The sequence below is a fragment of the Mycobacterium sp. E3251 genome (genome assembly GCF_001666835.1).
In the GTDB taxonomy this organism is placed as follows: domain Bacteria; phylum Actinomycetota; class Actinomycetes; order Mycobacteriales; family Mycobacteriaceae; genus Mycobacterium.
In genome coordinates this window covers 1-20,168 of record NZ_LZJF01000139.1, presented here as the reverse complement: position 1 = coordinate 20,168, position 20,168 = coordinate 1, and the positions used below count along the sequence as shown (strand labels likewise).

The 20,168-nt window shown below is 68.0% G+C and carries 18 protein-coding genes; 6 read left to right on the top strand and 12 right to left on the bottom strand.

What is annotated here, in order from left to right:
* The first annotated feature begins 62 nt into the window (after positions 1-62).
* Complete coding sequence (locus tag A5697_RS16480) at positions 63-470, top strand: hypothetical protein (protein WP_067944242.1); 408 nt, start codon at positions 63-65, stop codon at positions 468-470.
* Between the two features lie 48 nt (positions 471-518).
* On the opposite strand, the gene A5697_RS16475 is transcribed toward A5697_RS16480, so the two are convergent.
* The gene (locus A5697_RS16475; RefSeq protein ID WP_067944240.1) at positions 519-2,561 is read right to left on the bottom strand and encodes an NAD(+) synthase; all 2,043 of its coding nucleotides are present in this window, start codon (positions 2,559-2,561) and stop codon (positions 519-521) included.
* Positions 2,562-2,620: 59 nt separating this feature from the next.
* Here A5697_RS16475 and A5697_RS16470 point away from each other — a divergent pair, with 59 nt between their 5' ends.
* Both A5697_RS16470 and A5697_RS16465 read left to right on the top strand, forming a co-directional pair.
* Positions 2,621-3,160 carry a cysteine hydrolase family protein gene (locus A5697_RS16470; RefSeq protein ID WP_067944238.1) on the top strand — a complete coding sequence of 180 codons (540 nt, stop codon included), beginning with the start codon at positions 2,621-2,623 and terminating at the stop codon, positions 3,158-3,160.
* Between the two features lie 27 nt (positions 3,161-3,187).
* Positions 3,188-4,036, top strand: a complete 849-nt coding sequence (locus A5697_RS16465) for an NAD-dependent protein deacetylase (protein ID WP_067944236.1) — start codon at positions 3,188-3,190, stop codon at positions 4,034-4,036.
* Here A5697_RS16465 and A5697_RS16460 read toward each other — a convergent pair.
* On the bottom strand, positions 4,033-5,310 hold the full coding sequence (locus A5697_RS16460; protein WP_067944234.1) for a cytochrome P450: 1,278 nt from the start codon (positions 5,308-5,310) through the stop codon (positions 4,033-4,035). The genes A5697_RS16465 and A5697_RS16460 overlap by 4 nt on opposite strands.
* Positions 5,311-5,415: 105 nt before the next feature.
* On the opposite strand from A5697_RS16460, the gene A5697_RS16455 reads away from it, so the two are divergent.
* The 3 genes from A5697_RS16455 (at position 5,416) to A5697_RS16445 (ending at position 7,080) form a co-directional block, all read left to right on the top strand.
* Positions 5,416-6,066, top strand: a complete 651-nt coding sequence (locus A5697_RS16455; protein WP_068011411.1) for a TetR/AcrR family transcriptional regulator — start codon at positions 5,416-5,418, stop codon at positions 6,064-6,066.
* A 67-nt stretch (positions 6,067-6,133) separates the two neighbouring features.
* Positions 6,134-6,625 (top strand): MarR family winged helix-turn-helix transcriptional regulator, encoded by a 492-nt coding sequence (locus A5697_RS16450; RefSeq protein ID WP_068011410.1) that lies wholly within the window; start codon positions 6,134-6,136, stop codon positions 6,623-6,625.
* 23 nt (positions 6,626-6,648) lie between these two features.
* Positions 6,649-7,080, top strand: a complete 432-nt coding sequence (locus A5697_RS16445) for a DUF5313 domain-containing protein (RefSeq protein WP_067944227.1) — start codon at positions 6,649-6,651, stop codon at positions 7,078-7,080.
* A gap of 5 nt (positions 7,081-7,085) precedes the next feature.
* On the opposite strand, the gene proB is transcribed toward A5697_RS16445, so the two are convergent.
* The 10 genes from proB to A5697_RS16395 form a co-directional block, all read right to left on the bottom strand.
* Complete coding sequence (proB, locus tag A5697_RS16440) at positions 7,086-8,189, bottom strand: glutamate 5-kinase (protein ID WP_067944225.1); 1,104 nt, start codon at positions 8,187-8,189, stop codon at positions 7,086-7,088.
* 71 nt (positions 8,190-8,260) lie between these two features.
* Complete coding sequence (obgE, locus tag A5697_RS16435) at positions 8,261-9,715, bottom strand: GTPase ObgE (RefSeq protein ID WP_067944223.1); 1,455 nt, start codon at positions 9,713-9,715, stop codon at positions 8,261-8,263.
* Positions 9,716-9,812: 97 nt separating this feature from the next.
* Positions 9,813-10,067 carry a 50S ribosomal protein L27 gene (rpmA, locus tag A5697_RS16430; protein ID WP_046186480.1) on the bottom strand — a complete coding sequence of 85 codons (255 nt, stop codon included), beginning with the start codon at positions 10,065-10,067 and terminating at the stop codon, positions 9,813-9,815.
* 15 nt (positions 10,068-10,082) lie between these two features.
* Complete coding sequence (rplU, locus tag A5697_RS16425; protein WP_007169506.1) at positions 10,083-10,394, bottom strand: 50S ribosomal protein L21; 312 nt, start codon at positions 10,392-10,394, stop codon at positions 10,083-10,085.
* A 213-nt stretch (positions 10,395-10,607) separates the two neighbouring features.
* Positions 10,608-13,430 carry an Rne/Rng family ribonuclease gene (locus A5697_RS16420; protein ID WP_068011409.1) on the bottom strand — a complete coding sequence of 941 codons (2,823 nt, stop codon included), beginning with the start codon at positions 13,428-13,430 and terminating at the stop codon, positions 10,608-10,610.
* 331 nt (positions 13,431-13,761) lie between these two features.
* The gene (gene ndk / locus A5697_RS16415; protein WP_067944220.1) at positions 13,762-14,172 is read right to left on the bottom strand and encodes a nucleoside-diphosphate kinase; all 411 of its coding nucleotides are present in this window, start codon (positions 14,170-14,172) and stop codon (positions 13,762-13,764) included.
* Positions 14,173-14,243: 71 nt separating this feature from the next.
* Entirely contained in the window at positions 14,244-14,594 is a 351-nt protein-coding gene (locus tag A5697_RS16410; protein ID WP_067944218.1) for a DUF4233 domain-containing protein, read from the bottom strand.
* Entirely contained in the window at positions 14,591-16,036 is a 1,446-nt protein-coding gene (locus A5697_RS16405; RefSeq protein WP_067944216.1) for a folylpolyglutamate synthase/dihydrofolate synthase family protein, read from the bottom strand. The genes A5697_RS16410 and A5697_RS16405 overlap by 4 nt, the downstream gene beginning before the upstream one ends.
* Positions 16,033-18,690, bottom strand: coding sequence for a valine--tRNA ligase (locus A5697_RS16400; protein WP_068011408.1), 2,658 nt, complete (start codon positions 18,688-18,690; stop codon positions 16,033-16,035). The genes A5697_RS16405 and A5697_RS16400 overlap by 4 nt, the downstream gene beginning before the upstream one ends.
* 65 nt (positions 18,691-18,755) lie before the next feature.
* Complete coding sequence (locus A5697_RS16395) at positions 18,756-20,012, bottom strand: trans-acting enoyl reductase family protein (RefSeq protein ID WP_067944214.1); 1,257 nt, start codon at positions 20,010-20,012, stop codon at positions 18,756-18,758.
* Positions 20,013-20,168 lie beyond the last annotated feature (156 nt).

Sequence of the window (20,168 nt, the reverse complement as noted above, 5' to 3'; positions counted from 1 at the left end):
TCTGGCAGTGGTCTGCGAGCAGCGTGAGTGGCGACCGTTCAGCCACCACGAAAGGAACATCAATGTCCGCCACCACCATTGACCGCACGGGCACCCGCGACGGGCTGCTCCGCCTCGCCATGCGCGCCGACGCCGCCATCAGCGGGCTGGTCGGCCTGGCCGGTATCCCGCTGGTCGGCCGGCTCGCCGAGCTTTCGGGAACCACGAAGGCGTTCGAATACAGCATGGCCGCGTTCTTGATCGGCTACGGCGTGCTCGTGTTCGGGCTCGCCAGGATGCGATCGGTGCTGCGCGCCGGTATGGCCGTCATCATCGCCAATGTGGCCTACACGGTGGCCGCCGTGGTGCTGGTGCTCGCGGATGTCTTCCCGCTGACCTCGGCCGGCGTCGCGTTGAATCTGGCGGCGGGCGCCTACACGCTGGTGTTCGCGGAGCTGCAGTACCAGGGCTGGCGCCGCGCGAGGGCGTGAGCGGACGTTCCGGGCCCGTCCGGCGATGCCGGGCGGGCCCCGAGCGTGCTACTCCTCGGGTATTTGCCGCTCGATCTCGTCGAGCCAGATGCGCGCCGACATGTCCGACGGGGCACGCCAATCACCGCGCGGTGACAGCGCACCGCCGTGCGACACCTTGGGGCCATTGGGCAAGGCCGAGCGCTTGAACTGGCTGAACGAGTAGAACCGCTGCACGAAGATCCCGAGCCAATGCCGAATCTCCTTGAGCGAGTAGACCGGTCGCTTGTCGGCGGGAAATCCCGGTGGCCAGTTCCCGCGCTCGGGATCGCTCCACGCGTGCCACGCCAGAAACGCGATCTTCGACGGCCTGAACCCGTAGCGCAGCACGTGGAACAGCGAGAAGTCCTGCAGGGCATACGGTCCGACCTTGTCCTCGCTGCTCTGCAGCTCTTCCTCCTCGCCTTTCGGCACGAGCTCCGGGGAGATCTCGGTATCCAGCACCGACTGCAGCACGTCGGTCACGTCGGACTCGAACTGGCCCGACGAGATGACCCAACGGATCAGGTGCTGAATGAGCGTCTTCGGGACGCCGCCATTGACGTTGTAGTGCGACATCTGGTCGCCCACCCCGTAAGTCGACCAGCCCAGCCCGATTTCAGAGAGGTCGCCGGTGCCGAGCACGATGCCGCCGCGCTGGTTGGCCAGCCGGAACAGGTAGTCGGTGCGCAGGCCCGCCTGCACGTTCTCGAAGGTGACGTCGTAAACCTTCTCCCCGCGCCCAAACGGATGGTCGATCTCCTTGAACATGACCATTGCCGTCTCGGTGATATCGATTTCGGAAAAGGTGACCCCGAGTGCGCGGCACAGCTCGATCGCGTTGCGTTTGGTGCGATCGCCCGTCGCGAACCCCGGCAGGGTGAACGCCAAAATGTCACTGCGCGGCCGTTCCTCGCGGTCCATCGCCCGTGCGGCGACGATCAACGCGTGGGTCGAGTCCAGGCCGCCGGAAATGCCGATGACGATCTTCGGATAGTTCAGCGCGCGCAGCCGCTGCTCGAGTCCGGACACCTGGATGTTGTAGGCCTCGTAGCAATCCTGTTCCAGGCGTTGCGGATCGGCGGGGACGAAGGGGAAGCGCTCGATGTCGCGGTGCAATCCGATATCGCCGTCGGGCGGGTCCAGCCGAAACTCGATGCGCCGGAACGACTCGGCCGACCCGCGGTGGTGGCGCCGGTTGTCGTCGAAGGTCCCCATGCGCAACCGTTCCGAACGCAGCAGGTCGATGTCGACGTCGGCGATGCTGCGCCGCTCCCCCTTCGGAAAGCGCTCGGATGAGGCCAGCAGTTCACCGTTCTCCCACACCATGGTCTGACCGTCCCAGGCCAGGTCCGTGGTCGACTCGCCCTCGCCCGCCGCGGCATACACATAGGCGGCCAGGCAGCGCGCCGACGCCGAACGCGCCAACAGGCAGCGGTCCTCGGCGCGGCCGATCGTGATCGGGCTGCCGGACAGGTTCGCCAGCACCGTCGCGCCCGCCAGCGCGGCTTCCGCGCTGGGCGGGATCGGCACGAACATGTCCTCGCAGATTTCGACGTGCAGCACGCAATCGGGCACATCCGAAGCGGCGAACAACAGGTCGGGGCCGAAGGGGACGTCGGCGTCACAGATCCGGATGGTGCCGCGCTCGTCGTCTCCTGCCGCGATCTGCCGGCGCTCGTAGAACTCTCGGTAGGTGGGCAGGTACGACTTCGGCACCACCCCGAGCACCGCGCCCCGATGGATGACCACCGCGGTGTTGTAGATGCGATGGCGGTACCGCAGTGGGGCACCGACGACCAGAACCGGCAGCAGATCGGTCGAGGACCCGACGATGGTCTCGATGGCGGCTGCGACGTCGTCGAGCAACAAGTCCTGCATCACGATGTCCTCGATGGAGTACCCGGACAACGTCAGCTCCGGGAACACGGCCAGCGCGACGCCGTCGTCGTGACAAGCCTGCGCCAATCGCAACACCGACTCCGCGTTGGCCGCCGGATCGCCGAGCGTGGTGTGGTGCGTGCACGCGGCGACCCGGACAAAGCCCTGGCTGTAAGCGTTGTAAAAGTCCATCGCCCTTCCATTGTCGCCTGACCTGTGTCAACCCGCGGCCGCCGGGTATCCCTTCCATCATGAGCGATACTGCCGTGGTCGTGGTCGACATGATGAACACCTACCAGCATCCCGATGCTGAAGAACTAATACCCAATGTCGCCACCATCATCGACCCGCTGGCCGATTTGGTCCGGCGCGCACGCGAATCCGACGACGTGGACCTGGTCTACGTCAACGACAACTACGGCGATTTCGCGGCCCAGTTCTCCGACATCGTCGGCTCCGCGCTCGACGGCGCGCGCCCCGATCTGGTGAAGCCGATTGTGCCGGCCGGGGACTTGCGCGTGATGACCAAGGTCCGGCACAGCGCCTTTTATGCGACCGCGCTGGCCTACCTGCTGAACCGGCTGGAGACCAAGCGGTTGGTCATCGCCGGCCAGGTCACCGAGCAGTGCATCCTCTACACCGCGCTCGACGCCTACGTGCGGCACTTTCCCGTCGTGATACCGACCGACGCGGTCGCGGGCATCGACGCCGAGTTGGCCGCGGCGGCGCTCAAGATGATGGAGAAGAACATGTCGGCGGAGCTCACCACCGCCGCGGAGTGCCTCGGTTAACCACGTCATGGCCGTACGCTGGACGGGGTGACCGCCCGCCGCGCAGAATCGCCGGAGTTGGTCGCGTTGCTGGCCGGCCGCCGGATTGCGGTGCTGACGGGCGCGGGGCTGTCCACCGACTCCGGCATCCCCGACTACCGGGGTCCTGATTCCCCGCCCAGCAATCCGATGACCATCCGCCAGTTCACCTCGGATCCTGCGTTCCGGCAGCGGTACTGGGCGCGCAACCACGTCGGCTGGCGGCACATGGATGACACCATGCCCAACGCCGGCCACCGAGCGTTGGCCGCCCTCGAGCGCGCGTCGGTGGTGACCGGGGTGATCACCCAGAACGTCGACCTGCTGCACACCAAGGCCGGCAGCGAGAATGTCGTCAATCTGCACGGCACCTACGCGCGGGTGATCTGCCTGGGCTGCGGGTACACCATGAGCCGCGCCGCGCTGGCCGAACAACTGGAAGCGCTCAACCCGGGATTCGCCGAGCGCGCCGAAGCGGTCGGCGGCCTCGCGGTGGCCCCCGACGCCGACGCCGTCGTCGCCGATACCACGTCGTTCCGCTATCTGGACTGTCCGCGCTGTGGCGGAATGCTCAAGCCGGACATCGTCTACTTCGGTGAAAGCGTCGCCAAAGAGGTTGTCGACCAGGCATATTCACTGGTGGACGAGGCCGACGCACTACTGGTCGCCGGCTCGTCGCTGACGGTGTTCTCCGGCTACCGGTTCGTGCGTCACGCCGCCGCGCTGGGCAGGCCCATCGCCATCATCAACCGGGGCCGCACCCGCGGGGATGACCTGGCCACCGTCAAGGTCGACGGCGGCTGCTCGGAGCTGCTGGCGCTGCTGGCTGACGAGTTATCGCCGATAGCAGCGGGTTAGAACGTGCACGGCATGCGGCGCACGGCGTGAATGAAGTTGCCCGCCACGTATGCGGGCTCACCCGCCTGGATGTCCGGCAGCTGCCGCAGCAACTCGCCGAAGATGGCTCGCAGCTGCGCCCGGGCCACGTGCGCGCCGAGGCAGAAGTGCACCCCCCCGCCGCCGAAGCCGACGTGCGGGTTGGGGTCGCGGGCCAGGTCGAAACGTTCCGGATGGTCGAAAGCCTCGGTGTCCCAGTTTCCGGACGGGTAGAACATCACCACCTTCTCCCCCGCGCGGATGGTCTGGCCGCCCAGCTCGACATCCGTTGCCGCCGTGCGCCGGAAGGTCATCACCGGTGAGGCCCACCGGATGAACTCCTCGACCGCCATGGGAATCCGGTTGTCGAAATCCTCGAGCAGCCAGGCGCGCTGATCGGGAAAGTCCGTGAGCGCCTTCATCGCATGGCTGGTGGTCTGGCGGGTGGTGTCGTTGGCGGCCACGGCGAGCAACACGAAGAACGCGGCCACGTCGGCGTCGGACAACCGGTCGCCGTCCACCTCCGCGTTCACCAGACCGCTGAACAGGTCGTCACCCGGCCGCTCGCGGCGCTCGGCGGCCAGCGCGCCGGCGACCTGGTGCAGATACATCTGATTCTCGACCAGGACCTCCAGCGGATTGCGCCCGTCGAGGTAGACGGGGTCCGCCCATGACACCAGCGCATCGGCGGCCCGCGCCACGTGCTCACGCTCGGATTCTTCGATCCCGACCATGTCCGAGAGTGTGCGAATGGGCAGCTGTTTCGAACACTGCTCGACGAAATCTACGCCGCTGCCCGCGGCCCGCAGCTCTTCGACGATGGTCTTGGCGTTCGCCTTGATCGAGTCCTCGATGCGGCGGACCTGCCGCGGGGTGAACGCCGCGCTGACCAGCTTGCGCAGCTTGGTGTGCCGCGGTGGGTCCATCGCCAGGAAGGACTGCGAGGCCTCGAGCAGTTCCACGGGGACGTTCTCGAAAATCACCCCCTTGCCGGACAGGAACACCTCGTTGTTTCGGCTGACCGAGACGATGTCCGCGCGCCGGGTGACCGCCCAGTAGCCGGGATCCTCGGGATCGGACATCAGGGCGTCTTCAACCGGAGGGTGCCAGCTCACCGGGCGTTCGGCCCGTAGCACCGCGAACGAACGCTCCCGGTCGGCCGCGGTGGTCGACCAAAACGCGCGCGAGGACAGGTCGATGGGGTCGTAGGCACGCCCGGGCTTCTCGGTGCCCGACGTCCCGGTCATCACGGTCATTGGCGATCCCTCCGTTGCGTATGACCTCGGTCACAGACTGCCTGCGACACTATTCCTAGACATAGTGTCTAGTCAAGCCGTCACAAGACGCTCTATGCTGGGCATATGCCATCGGTCACCCGGAAGCCGCAGGCCAACCGCGAACAGGAACGTCAGCAGCGGCGAGAGCAGATCGAACGCCGGCTGCTGGACGCCACCGAGCGGCTGATGCGCGACGGCGCCAGTTTCACCGAGCTCAGCGTGGACCGGCTGTCCAGCGCGGCCGGCATCTCCCGCGCGAGCTTCTACATCTACTTCGAGGACAAAGGGCACCTGCTGCGCCGCCTGGCCAACCAGGTGTTCGCCGACCTCGCCGAGAGCGCGGATCGCTGGTGGAGCGTGGCCGGCCGGCACGATCCGGCCGACGTGCGCGCCGCGATGGACGCCATCATCGCCAGCTATCGGCGGCACCAACCGGTGTTGGTCGCGCTGAACGAAATGGCCGGCTATGACCCGCTGGTCGCGGCGACCTACCGCAACCTGTTGACCGCGGTCACCGGGCGGATGACCCGGGTCATCGAGGAAGGGCAGGCCGACGGCTCGATCCGGCCGGAATTGCCCGCGGCCACCACCGCCAACGCCCTGACCTGGATGGTCGAGCGATCCTGCCAGCAGAACCTCCCGGTGAACCCGCGCGACTATGACGCGGAGCTGGCCGCCACGCTGACCGAGATCGTCTGGGGCGCTCTGTATCTCAAATCCACTTCGGTGCACTAATGCACGGGCCGTGGCTGTGACGAGGACGACATAGTTAGCACGTTAACTATTGGGATACCATGTAATTATGTCGCCGCTGACCGCACCGGAGCTCGACCCGCTTTCCCTCGAACAGCAGGTGTGCTTCGCGCTGAGCGTGACCAACCGCGCCGTTTTGGCCGTCTACCGGCCGCTGTTGGAGCCGTTGGGGCTGACCCACCCCCAGTACCTGGTGATGCTGACGCTCTGGGATCACCAGCGGGCCGGAACGGGGCAGCGAAAAGCTTTGTCAGTCAAGGAAATTGCGGCTACGTTGCAGATGGATCCGGCCACATTGTCGCCGATGCTCAAGCGCTTGGAGGCACTCGGCCTGATCACCCGTACGCGAAGCACCGTCGACGAGCGCTCCACTGACGTCAAACTCACCGACAGCGGCACAGCCTTGCGGCGCCGTGCGCTCAAGATTCCACCCGCCGTGGTCGCGCGTCTGGGCGTCGACATCGGCGAACTTCAGCACCTGCACCAGGTGTTGACCCGCATCAACGCGGCCGCCCTGGCGGCGGGCGCATTGCAGTCCTGAAACCGCCCGCCATAGGAGCCACCGTGACCGAATCCAAGACCCGCACCAAACCCAACGTCTGGCAGTACATCGCCTACTCGTACGGTCGGTGCCTGCCCAGCTCGATGCGCGACTGGGTCGCCAACGATCTGGCCGGCAAGGGGGCCGTGCGCCGGCACATGATCCGGTGGGCCATCCCGCCCCTGTTGGTTCTCGCACCATTCTGGCTGCTGCCCGCTTCGCTGTATGTGCACACCGAGATGACCGTGCCGCTCTATACCTGGGCCCTGCTGATTTCGCTCGCATTGAACAAGGTCTGGCGCCGGCACCGGCTGGCGCAGCACGGCCTGAACCCGAACCTCGTCGACGTGCTCAAGAACAAGAAGCAAGCGAAGATGCACGAGGACTACGCCCTGCGTTACGGGCCGCGTCCCGAATCGGCGGCGTGGCAGGACAACAGCAACCCCTTCAGCTAGCCGCCCTAAACCGCCACCAGATCGTCGGCATGCACCGCGGGCCTGCGCAACTCCCCCGGCAGCTCGGAGGTTGACCGGCCGATCATGGTCGCCAGTTCGGTCGCGTCGTAGGCCACCACGCCGCGGGCGACCATGGCCGCGTCCGCGCCGCGCAGTTCGACGACGTCTCCGGCATAGAACCGGCCCGACACCGCGGTGACGCCGGCGGCCAGCAACGAGCGGCGCTGGGATACCACCGCACGCACCGCGCCCTCGTCCAGGGTCAGCGCGCCGGCCGCTTCGGCGGCATACCGCACCCAGAACCGGCGCGCCGACATTCGAACGGGCCGGGCGGCAAACACCGTGCCGACCGAAGCATCGGTCAGGGCGGTCGCGGCGTCGGCCGCGGCGGCGAGCAGGACCGGCACTCCCGCGTCGGCGGCCAGCAATGCCGACGACATCTTGGACACCATCCCCCCGGTGCCCAAGTCGCTGCCCGGTCCGGCAACCACACCGGTCAGGTCCGCCGAGCCGGAGACCTCCGCAATGAATCGGGCGCCCTTGGTTTTTCGGGGATCCGAGTCGTACAGACCGTCGATGTCGGAGAGCAGCACCAGGGCCTCGGCTCCGACCAGGTGAGCCACCAGCGCCGAAAGTCGATCATTGTCGCCGAACCGAATCTCGTTGGTGGCCACCGTGTCGTTCTCGTTGACGATCGCCACCGCGTGCAGAGCCCGCAGCCGGTCCAGGGTGCGCTGGGCGTTCGTGTGCTGGGCCCGCATGGAGATATCGTGCGCGGTCAGCAGCACCTGCCCCACCGTGCGGCCATACCTCGCGAACGCCGCGCTCCACGCGTTCACCAGCGCGACCTGCCCGACGCTGGCCGCGGCCTGCTTGGTCGCCAAATCCTTGGGGCGACGGGCTAATCCGAGTGGCTCGATGCCGGCGGCGATGGCACCCGAAGAGACGATGACGACGTCAGTGCCCGACTTCATGCGTGTTTCGATGGCGTCGGACAGCCCGGCCAGCCGGCCCGCGTCGAACACCCCGGACGGTGTGGTCAGCGCGTTGGTCCCGACCTTGACCACCAGGCTGCGCGCGGCCCGGATGGCGTCGCGCTGAGCTATCACGATGCGCCGCTCCTGCTCATCGCTTCGTCCCCCGCAAGCGGGCGGTGCCCCCACTGCATCATCGCCGGCGCTCACGACTCGTCACCGCGTTCGCGGCGCTGACGGCGGGCCGCCTTGCGCTCCGCGGCCCCGGTGCGCTCGCTGCGTTCCAGCCGCACGTCGGTGCCTCTCCCAGACATCGGGGCGTTCATCGCAACCTGTTGTCCCGCAGGTGTTTGCGGCTCCCAGTCGAATGTCATGTCCCCGATGGTCACGGCGCACCCGGGTTGCGCGCCGAGGCGCAACAGTTCGTCCTCGACACCCAACCGGGCCAGGCGGTCGGCGAGATAGCCCACGGCTTCGTCATTGTCGAAGTTGGTCTGCCGGACCCAACGCTGGGGGCGGGCGCCGGTGACCACAAAGCCACCCTCACCGTCCGGCTCGACGGTGAAGCCGCTCTCGTCGACCGGAACCGGCCGGATTACCGGCCGCCGCGGCACGACCTGCGGGCGGGTGGCGTTGTATTCCGAGATCATCCGCCACAGCCCGAAGATCAACGGTTGCAAGCCTTCCCGCGATACCGTCGACACCAGGAACACCGGCCAGCCGCGTTCGGCGATGTCGTCGCGGACGAATTCGGCGAGTTCCCGCGCCTCGGGCACGTCGATCTTGTTGAGCACCACCGCCCGTGGCCGCTCGGCGAGGTCGCCCAGGGTCGAATCGCCTTGCAGGGTAGGCGTATACGCGGCGAGTTCGGCTTCCAACGCATCGATGTCGGACATCGGGTCGCGGCCCGGCTCGGCGGTAGCACAGTCGACGACGTGCACCAGCACGGCGCAGCGCTCGATGTGCCGGAGGAAATCCAGGCCGAGACCGCGGCCCTGCGACGCGCCGGGAATCAGGCCCGGCACATCGGCGACGGTGAAGGTGTGCTCGCCGGCCGACACCACACCGAGGTTGGGCACCAGGGTGGTGAACGGGTAGTCCGCGATCTTCGGCTTGGCCGCCGAGATCGCCGACACCAGCGACGATTTCCCGGCCGAGGGGAAACCGATGAGGCCGGCGTCGGCGACGGTCTTGAGTTCGAGCGTCAGGTCCCGCGCTTCGCCCTGCTCACCGAGTAGCGCGAAGCCGGGGGCCTTGCGGGCACGCGATGCGAGTGCGGCGTTGCCCAGGCCGCCACGGCCTCCCGCCGCGGCTTCGAAGCGGGTGCCCGCACCCACGAGATCGGCTAGCAGCCGGCCGTTTTCGTCCAAGACCACGGTGCCGTCGGGAACTTTGACTTCCAAGTCGGCGCCGGCCGCGCCGTCGCGGTTGTTGCCCATCCCCTGCTTGCCCGAGGGCGCGGTGACGTGCGGATGGAAGTGGAAGTCCAGCAAGGTGTGGACCTGCGGGTCGACGACGAACACGATGCTGCCGCCGCGGCCGCCGTTGCCGCCGTCGGGACCGCCCAGCGGCTTGAATTTCTCCCGATGGACGGACGCGCAGCCGTTACCGCCGGAACCCGCTCGCGCGTGGATGACGACCCGATCGACAAATCGAGGCATCGAATACCAGCCCTTCGAATGTCACGCCAGGGCGAAATACCTCGCAACGCCGCCGCAGCGTTCCCCGCACGGGGGCGCTGCCCCCGGCTCGTGAGGCTTAGACCTGGGGCGTGATGCTGACGGTTTTGCGGCCGCGCTTGATGCCGAACTCGACGGCTCCGGCGGCCTTGGCGAACAACGTGTCGTCACCGCCACGCCCGACGTTGAGGCCGGGGTGGAACTTGGTGCCACGTTGACGAACGATGATTTCGCCCGCCTTGACGATCTGGCCGCCGAACCGCTTCACGCCCAGCCGCTGAGCGGCGGAATCCCGGCCGTTGCGCGAGCTGGAAGCGCCCTTCTTGTGTGCCATGTCTGTCGCCTCCCGCTACTTGATCCCGGTGACCTTCAGGACCGTCAGCTGCTGACGGTGCCCCTGACGCTTGTGATAGCCGGTCTTGTTCCTGAACTTGTGGATACGGATCTTGGGGCCCTTGGTGTGCTCGAGCACCTCGCCGGTCACCGCCACCTTGGCCAGCGCGGCCGCGTCGGTGGTCACCTTCGCGCCGTCCACGACCAGCGTGACGGGAAGCGACACATTCGCGCCCGGGTCGGAGTCGAGCTTCTCGACCTTGACCACGTCCCCGACGGCGACCTTGTACTGCTTGCCGCCCGTCTTGACGATTGCGTAGGTCGCCATCGTTGCTCCTGCCTTCTTTCCTCTGCTCAGCCGTTCTTCGGCTCTTCGCGCGCGAGCCACCGGCGGTGCGCTCGGACAAAGCTAAGTGGGTCTGGGGTGCGGGTCTGCGCCGGCTGCCCGGGAGTCCCGCTGCCGCCGGCCAAAGTCCACCCGACCTGACGACAACTGTCCTAGGGTACTTGACCAGCGGCTACAGGGTCAAACTGGTCCAGGTCAGTCCGCGTGGATCGGCGGCCCCGCCGGTCTGCCTGCCGCTCGACGCCGCCGCGGACGCCCGAAGCCCGATCCGCCGTTGACGGAACCGTCGGAATCCTCGTCGGAATCGGAGTCATCGGAGTCTGAGTCGTCCTCGACGTCCAGGTCGTCGTCGTCCATCTCGAGGTCCTCGTCGTCCTCGCCCAGGTCTTCCTCGTCGTCGAGATCCTCGTCGTCGTCGTCGAGATCGTCCTCAGAGTCGTCGTCAGAGTCGTCGGTGTCTTCGTCGGTGTCTTCGAAGTCCTCTTGGTCGGTGTCCGCCCCGTCGGCCACGTCCCGTTGCTTCCGCTCGTCGAGCTCGCCGGTCGCTTCCTCGGCGGACTCGTCGGACTCGTCGTCGTCACGGTCGGCCTGCCCGGACCCGCCGGCGGCCATCGCCTTGAACATCGGGTGCTCGCCGGGAGCGTGCGCGGGCACCTTGGCCACCACCGGCTCCTCGGCCCCCTTCTTCTTGGACCGCCTGCCGCGGCGACCACCGGACTCCGATTTGCGACCGTTCGAGGGGGCCGAGTCCACCGGGTCGGTGTGCAGCACGATCCCCCGGCCGCCGCAGTGGGTGCACGACGTCGAGAAGGCCTCGATCAGCCCCGTGCCCAACCGCTTGCGGGTCAGCTGAACCAAGCCCAGCGACGTCACCTCGGACACCTGATGGCGGGTGCGGTCGCGGGCCAGCGCCTCGGTGAGCCGCCGCAACACCAAGTCACGGTTGGACTCGAGGACCATGTCGATGAAGTCGATGACCACGATGCCGCCGATGTCACGCAGCCGGAGCTGCCGGACGATCTCCTCGGCGGCCTCCAGGTTGTTCTTGGTCACCGTCTGTTCGAGGTTGCCGCCGGACCCGGTGAACTTGCCGGTGTTGACGTCGACCACCGTCATGGCCTCGGTCCGGTCGATCACCAGCGTCCCGCCCGAAGGCAGCCACACCTTGCGCTCCATCGCCTTGGCGAGTTGCTCGTCGATGCGATGCACCGCGAAGACGTCGGGTCCCGGCTGACCGTCGGCGCCGCCGGGCGGTTCGTACTTGTTCAGCTTTGAAACCAGGTCGGGCGCAACGGAATTCACATAGTCGGTGATCGTCGTCCACGCCTCGTCACCGGAGACGATGAGGCCCGCGAAGTCCTCGTTGAACAGGTCACGGATGACCTTGACCAGCACGTCGGGCTCTTCATAGAGCGCGACCGCCGCGCCGGCGGCCTTCTCGGTGATCTCGGCCGCCTTGGCCTCGATTTGTTTCCAGCGCTCCTGCAGTCGGGTGACATCGTTGCGGATGTCGTCCTCTTTGACGCCCTCGGAGGCGGTGCGAATGATCACCCCGGCGTCCGACGGCACCACTTCGCGCAGGATTTCTTTGAGCCGCTGCCGTTCGGTGTCGGGCAGCTTGCGGCTGATCCCGGTCGACGACGCGCCCGGCACGTACACGAGGTACCGGCCGGCCAGCGACACCTGGGTGGTCAGCCGGGCGCCCTTGTGCCCGACCGGGTCCTTGCTGACCTGGACGACGACGTAATCTCCCGGTTTGAGCGCCTGTTCGATCTTGCGGTCGGACCCGCCCAGGCCGGCGGCTTCCCAGTTGACCTCGCCGGCGTAGAGCACGCCGTTGCGGCCGCGGCCGATGTCGACGAACGCCGCCTCCATCGACGGCAGGACGTTCTGCACGATCCCGAGGTAGATGTTGCCCACCAGCGAGGCGGACGCGGCCGAGGTCACGAAGTGCTCGACGACGATGCCGTCCTCGAGCACGGCGATCTGGGTGTAGCGCGCCCCTTGATGCGGCGGTTCGGTGCGGACCCTGTCGCGCACGACCATGATCCGTTCGACGGCCTCGCGGCGCGCCAGGAACTCCGCCTCGCTCAATACCGGCGGACGACGCCGTCCGGCGTCGCGGCCGTCACGGCGCCGTTGGCGCTTGGCCTCCAGCCGGGTGGAGCCGTCGATGCCCTTGATCTCGGCGTTCGACGAGCCGTTTCCGCCATTGCCGCCGTTCTTCCCGCTGCGGGGCGGCCTCTCGTGCACCACCGTGTTCGGCGGGTCGTCGGGCGACGCGTTTTCATCGCCGTCGTCGCCCGAACCCGACTTGCGGCGCCGGCGCCTGCGGCGACGTCGATTGCCGCCCTCCGCCGAACCGTCGTCGCCGCTGTCGGAGTCATCGGATTCGTCGTCTTCGCCGTCGTCGTCCTCGGCGCCGGAGGAGTCGGCCTCTCCCGCCTTCTGGCCCCGCTGTTGCGGCTCGTCGTCGTCGCCCGAGTCGTTCTGGTTGTCGGGTCCGCCCTGCTCACCGCGGCCGCGCCCGCGCCCGCGACGGCCCCGGCGACGGCGCCGGTTGGCCGGTCGATCGGTCTGCTCGTCGTCTTCGTCGTCGACGTCGGAATCGTCGGCGTCGGTGTCCTCGTCGGCGTTGCCGTCGTCTTCCTCCGCCTGTACCGGCTGCGGCGCAACGAACAGCGGCATGTAGTGCGGTCGCTCGACCGCCGTCTCGAGCATCAGCCGGGATTCGGGTTCCCCGGCCTCGGCGTGGGGGCTTTCGCCGACGGCGCCGGCGTCCTCGGCGCCCTCATCGGGCTGGGCGGCCAGCAGATCGCGTACCCGGACCGCGTCATCACGGTCAACGGTGGAGTGCGCGCTGCGTATCCGTCCGTCGAGTGCGCTGAGCGCATCCAGCACCCGCTTACTGGTCGTTCCCAGCGTTCGGGCCAGCGAATGGACTCTCAGGCGGTCCGGCAGTTCGTCGTGCCGGGTCGGCTCTTCGGATGACTCTGCGGATGGTGCACCGTCTACCACGTATTCTCCTCAAGCCCCCGGGCGCGTCCTTGCGACGCGGCCACGCGAGGGCTTCGCTATGGGCCCGGCTAACTTCCCCCGGGCTTGTGATGGTCTCGCCCCGAGCGGTTCGCGGGGAATGCGCTCGGCGCCGTGCTGAATGATGGCCTGACATGCCGCGCACCAATGCCGGCTGGCGATTGATCGCGCTTGTCTAAGTCTTCATTCGGGTGTCCGAAGCCGGTCCGGCCACGTTCACCCTCCGTCAGTATCCCACATCACTCGGCGGGCCCCACCCACCCGTGAGCAAACGGGCCGTCAGCGGCGCGGCGCGGCCCCGTTCGCCGGGGCGCTACGCGTCGGGAAACCAGAGCGCGATTTCGCGCTTTGCGGACTCGGTCGAATCGGACCCATGCACGAGGTTGAACTGCGTCTCCAGCCCGAAATCGCCCCGGATCGTGCCGGGTGTGGCCTTCTCCACCGGGTCGGTTCCACCCGCGAGCTGCCGAAACGCGGCGATCGCCCGCGGTCCCTCGACGATCGCCGCCACCACCGGGCCCGAGGTGATGAACTCCAGCAGCGAGTCGAAGAACGGCTTGCCTTCGTGCTCGGCGTAATGCGCGGCGGCCAGGTCCTCGCTGACGCGCCGGAGCTCCAGCGCAGCGATGATCAGGCCCTTTCGCTCGATGCGGCTGATGATTTCCCCTACCAGCTGCCGCTCGACGCCGTCCGGCTTGATCAGTACCAGGGTCCGTTCGGTCACGGCGCACAGCGTACAGAACCGGGCGGCGATCGGCCGGGCGGCGAGTGCGGCGGATGCCGCTGGAGCCGCCCCTACCGCTGGCGGCGCCGCACCTCGGCCCGGAAGTACGCGATCAAGGCCCACAATCCCGTGAACAGCAGCCCGATGATCCCGACGCCCGGATACACCGCGAAGCCGGCGAGCAGGAGGGCTTGCACACCGAGATTCACCCAAATGGCCCAGGGTTTGCGCTGCACCCCGCCCAGCAGGATGAGCAGCGCGGCCACTCCGATCAGATAGCCCAGCGACACCGGCGTCAGTCCGCCGCCGACGGCGCTCACCACCGGGATCGCCAGCAACACCACGATCGCTTCCAGGAGCAGCGTGGCGGCCATCACCGCGCCGAAGCTCTTCCAGGGGTCTGCCCGGTTCTGGTCGGTCATTCCGGATCCCGGCCGAACAAGGTCCGTGCCGCCCCGGCGGTGACGACCGAGCCGGTGATGACGATTCCGGCGCCGGAGAACGCTTCGGGTTCCCCGTCCAGCGTCGCGTCATCGACCAGGGCGGTCGCGGCGTCGATGGCGTCGCGCAGGTTCTCGGCGGAAAACACCCGCTCGGGCCCGAATCGCTCCGCCGCCGCCAGCGCCAGCGACTCGACGTCCAGCGCCCGCGGCGACCCGTTGTGGGTTACGACGACGGCATCCAGAACCGGTTCGAGCGCGGCGAGGATGCCGTTCACGTCCTTGTCGGCCAGCACGCTGAGCACGCCGACCAGGTAGCGGAAGTCGAATTCGTCGCTCAGGGTTTGCGCCAGCGCGGCCGCGCCGGCCGGGTTGTGCGCGGCGTCGATGAAGACGGTGGGCGCGCTGCGCATGCGTTCCAGCCGGCCGGGGCTGGTGACGGCGGCGAACCCGGCCCGCACCGCCTCGACGTCGAGTTGCCGCTGCGCCCCCGCGCCGAAGAACGCTTCGACGGCCGCGAGTGCCACCGCCGCGTTGTGCGCCTGGTGTTCGCCGTGTAGCGGCAGGTAGATGTCGGAATACACCCCGCCGAGGCCCTGCAGCTGCAGCACCTGGCCGCCGATCGCGACCTGACGCTCCAAAACCGCGAACTCCGAATCCTCGCGGGCCACCGCGGCGTCGGCCCGCACGGTCTGGGCCAGCAGCACCTCCATCGCTTCGGGCGCCTGGCGCGCGATGATGGCGACGGTGTCGGGTGCGCCGTCGGGGGCCTTCGTGATGATGCCGGCCTTCTCGGCGGCGATGCCGGCGAGGTCGTCACCGAGGTATTCGACGTGGTCGATGCCGATCGGCGTGATGACCGCCACCGGGGCGTTGACGACGTTGGTGGCGTCCCATCGCCCGCCCATGCCGACCTCGATGACCCCGACGTCGACGGGCGCGTCGGCGAACGCGGCGAACGCCATGGCCGTCAGCACCTCGAACTTGCTCATCGCAGGCCCGCCCGCGGCTTGCGACTGCGCGTCGATCATCTGCACGAAGGGCTCGATCTCCCGATACGTGGCGACGTACTGCGCCGGGGTGATCGGCCGGCCGTCGATCGCGATCCGCTCAACCGCCGACTGCAGGTGCGGGCTGGTGGTTCGACCGGTGCGACCGTGCAGGGCGGTCACCAGCGCGTCGACCATGCGCGCCACCGAGGTCTTGCCGTTGGTGCCGGCGATGTGGATCGACGGATAGGCCAGTTGCGGGGAGCCCAGCAAGTCCATCAGAGCGCTGATCCGGGTCAGGCTCGGCTCGATCTTCGTCTCCGGCCAGCGTTGGTCCAGCAGGTGTTCGACCTGCAGCAAGGCAGCGATCTCATCCGGGGTCGGGGCCAGGGTGGTGGCCTCGCCGGGCTCGGACCAGTCGGAGTGCTCGCTCACCGCAGCCCGGCCAGCCGCGTGTTGATCCGGTCGGTCTCCTCCTGGGCCACGCGCTGGCGGTCGCGGATCTTGTCGACGACCTTCTGCGGCGCCTTGGCCAGAAAGTCCTCGTTGGCCAATTTGGCGGTGGTCGACGCCAGTTCCTTTTGCGCGGCGGCGAGGTCTTTCTCCAGGCGGCGGCGCTCGGCGGCGACATCGATGGTGCCCGAGGTGTCGAGCTCGACGACGACCGTGCTGTTCATGCCGGGACCGAGCCGCACCTCCAACGACACCGACGGCTCGAACGCATCGCCCGGCGCGGTGAGCCAGGCCAGCGATGTCACCGCGGCCACCTGGGTGCTCAAATCGGCGCCGTCCATGCCGCCCAGCCGGGCCGGCACTTTCTGCCGGTCGGCCAGGCCTTGGTCGCTGCGGAACCGGCGGACCTCGGTGACCAGCCTCTGCATGTCGCTGATCCGTTGCGTGGCAACGGGGTCCGGCTCGAAGCCCGACGGTTCCGGCCAGTCGGCGATCACCAGCGACTCCTGGTTGGTCAGGGCTTGCCACAACGCCTCGGTGAGGAACGGGATGACGGGGTGCAGCAACCGCAGCAGCGTGTCCAGCACCGCGGCCAGCACGGCGGTGGTGTGTGCGTTCCCCTCGGCCAGCTGCGTTTTGGCCAATTCGACGTACCAGTCGCAGAATTCGTCCCACGCGAAGTGGTAGAGCGCCTCGCAGGCGCGGCTGAACTCGTAACCGTCGAGCGCCGAATCGACTTCGGCGCGAACCTCTTCCAACCGTCCCAGAATCCAGCGGTCGGCATCGGTCAGCTCGTTGTGCGCGGGCAACGGTGCGACGTGCGCACCGTTGAGCAACGCGTACCGGGTGGCGTTGAACAGCTTGGTACAGAAATTTCGTGACGCCCGGACGGCGTCCTCGCCGACGGCGAGGTCGCCACCGGGGCTGGCACCGCGGGCCAGCGTGAACCTCAGCGCGTCGGCTCCGAACATGTCCAGCCAGTCCAGCGGGTCGATGACGTTGCCCTTGGACTTGCTCATCTTGCGGCCGAATTCGTCACGGATCAGCCCATGCAGGAACACATCGGTGAACGGCACCTGCGGGCCGCGCCTACCGTCGAGCGTGATGGTGTCGTCACCGCCGACGAAGGTGCCGAACATCATCATGCGGGCCACCCAGAAGAACAGGATGTCGTATCCGGTGACCAAGACGCTTGTCGGATAAAACTTTTCCAGCTCGGGGGTCTTCTCCGGCCAGCCCAGCGTGGAGAACGGCCACAGGGCCGAGGAGAACCAGGTGTCTAGCACATCGGGGTCTTGCTCCCAGCCCTCCGGCGGCGTCTCGTCGGGGCCGACACACACCTGTTCGCCGCCCGGCCCGTACCAGATGGGGATGCGATGGCCCCACCACAGCTGCCGCGAGATGCACCAGTCGTGCATGTCGTCGACCCAGCCGAACCAGCGTGGCTCCAGGCTGGCCGGGTGAATCACGGTGTCCCCGTTGCGAACCGCGTCACCGGCGGCCTTGGCCAGCGATTCCACCCGGACCCACCATTGCAGCGACAGCCGGGGCTCGATCGGCTCACCGCTTCGTTCGGAATGCCCGACGCTGTGCAGGTAGGGGCGCTTCTCCGCGACGACGCGGCCCTGGGCGGCCAGCGCCTCACGCACCGCCACCCGGGCTTCGAATCTGTCCATGCCGTCGAATTGTGTTCCGGTGTCGGCGATCCGGCCCTTGGTGTCCATGATCGATAGCATCGGCAGTTGGTGCCGCAGGCCGATTTCGAAGTCGTTCGGATCGTGGGCGGGCGTGACTTTGACCGCGCCCGTGCCGAATTCGGGGTCGACGTGTTCGTCGGCGACGATGAGGAGCTGCCGGTCGACGAAGGGGTGCGCCACGGTGGTGCCGACCAGGTGGCGGTACCGCTCGTCCTCGGGATGGACCGCGATGGCGGTGTCGCCGAGCATCGTCTCGACCCGCGTGGTGGCGACCACGATGTGGGGTTGCGAGTCGTCGAGGGAGCCGTAGCGGAACGACACCAGCTCGCCCTCGACCTCTTCGTAGTTGACTTCGATGTCGGAGAGCGCGGTTTCGAGCACGGGCGACCAGTTGACCAGGCGCTCGGCGCGGTAGATCAGGCCGGCGTCATAGAGCCGCTTGAAGATGGTGCGCACCGCCCGCGACAGGCCCTCGTCCATGGTGAAGCGGTCGCGGCTCCAGGCCACCCCGTCCCCGAGCCGGCGCATCTGGCCGCTGATCGCACCGCCGGACTCGCGCTTCCAGTCCCAGACCTTGTCGACGAACAGTTCCCGGCCGAAGTCCTCTTTGGTCTTGCCGTCGATCGCAAGTTGCTTTTCCACCACGCTCTGGGTCGCGATCCCGGCGTGGTCCATGCCCGGCTGCCACAGCACCTCATAACCCTGCATCCGTTTGCGACGGGTCAGGGCGTCCATCATGGTGTGTTCCAGCGCGTGCCCCATGTGCAGGCTGCCGGTCACGTTCGGTGGGGGCAGCACGATCGAGTATCCCGGTTTTGCGCTCGTCGGGTCGGCCTCGAAGTAGCCCGCGTCGAGCCACTTCTGATAGATCGCGCTTTCGGCGGCAGCGGGATCCCACGACTTGGGCAGGACGCTGGCGGGGCTGCGGCTGGCGGTCACCCGTCAATTCTAGGGAGCGCCGTTTACCCCGCTGTAAGTGCCCAAATCGCAGGTGAGCCGGGTCACTAGGAGAGCCGGTCAACCTGCAACGTCACACCGGCGGCGGGAAACCTGGCCAGCAGCGCGTCACCCATCGCGGCCGCGGGGGTGAGGACGCCATGCAGGTTCGGCAGCTTGTCGCGGTCGAGCGCGAGCGCGAGGCCGCACTCCCCCAACAGCACCGAAGTCGCCTTGTAGCCGGGGTCTCCGCGCTGCTCCATGCGCGCCACGTATCGGGCGCCGGTGGTCGTGGTGGCGTAGGTCTCGATCTTGTAATAGCCGCGCTCGCGCGCCGCCGCGCTGGGGCCGGTCCCGGGTTTGGGGACGATGCGCTCCACCAGCCGGCGGGGCAGCAGCCGGAAATAGCGGCTACCCAATCCGAATGTGGCGTTCGCGACGCCGCCCACCGCGGCCGACGCCAGCGGCGCAAGCGGCGACGACCCCAGGCTCATGCTCTCGGTGTAGCGGAACCGGCGGCCGTACGCCCAGTCCAGTAATGCGTTGCTGCGCCGCACGATACGGGTGTTGTAGGGGGCCATCACGAACCCCGACGTCCACAGGCCGGTCAGTTCCGGCGCGATCTGGCGACCGCGCCGCCACGGCAGGTCGGGCTGCGGCCCGATCTCGGGTTCGGCGCTGCGGTCGGTGCTGAGCGTGTACGGGTCGGCGAGTTGGCGGCGCGCATCGGGATCGCGGGAAGCCGTGTCCAACACCTCCAGCATCGACGCGACGGTTCCCCCGGATACCCCACCCGAGAAGGACCGGACCACGAGGTCGGTGTCGGCGAGCTCTCCGGCGCCGTCATCCCGCGCCGCCCGGTATAGCGCATAGACACTGAGGTCCGAAGGGACGGAATCGAATCCGCAGGCATGCACGATGCGGGCACCGGTGTCGGTGGCCTGCTTGTGGTACAGGTCGATGCTCTCGCGGACGAACATGGCCTCCCCGGTCAGGTCGGCGTAGTCGGTGCCCGCCGTCGCGCACGCGGCGACCAACGGCAGCCCGTAACGGGTATATGGGCCGACCGTGGTGATGACGACCTGGGTGCGGGCCGCCATATCGTTGAGCGTCGACGGCGAGGATGCGTCGGCGGCGACAAGCGGCCAGGCCTGAGCGGACTCACCCAGCGTGTCGCGGACGGCTCGCAAGCGGTCGGTGGATCTGCCGGCCAGCGCCACGCGCGTGCCAGGCGAGGACCGGGCCAGGTATTCGGCGGTCAACTTCCCGACGAAGCCGGTCGCCCCGTACAACACGATGTCGAATTCGCGCGGCGTTGCGGTCACTGGCCCGACGCTACCCGACCCGCAGATAAGCAGATAAGTAGTGCCGGGGCGGGGGGGCCCGGGACTACTTCCTACTGCGTTGTAGATGGTCAGCCCCGGCGCCCCCGACCCGCCGGGCGCGCCTGCCCTGCGAGTGCAGCACCGTAGAAGACCCCC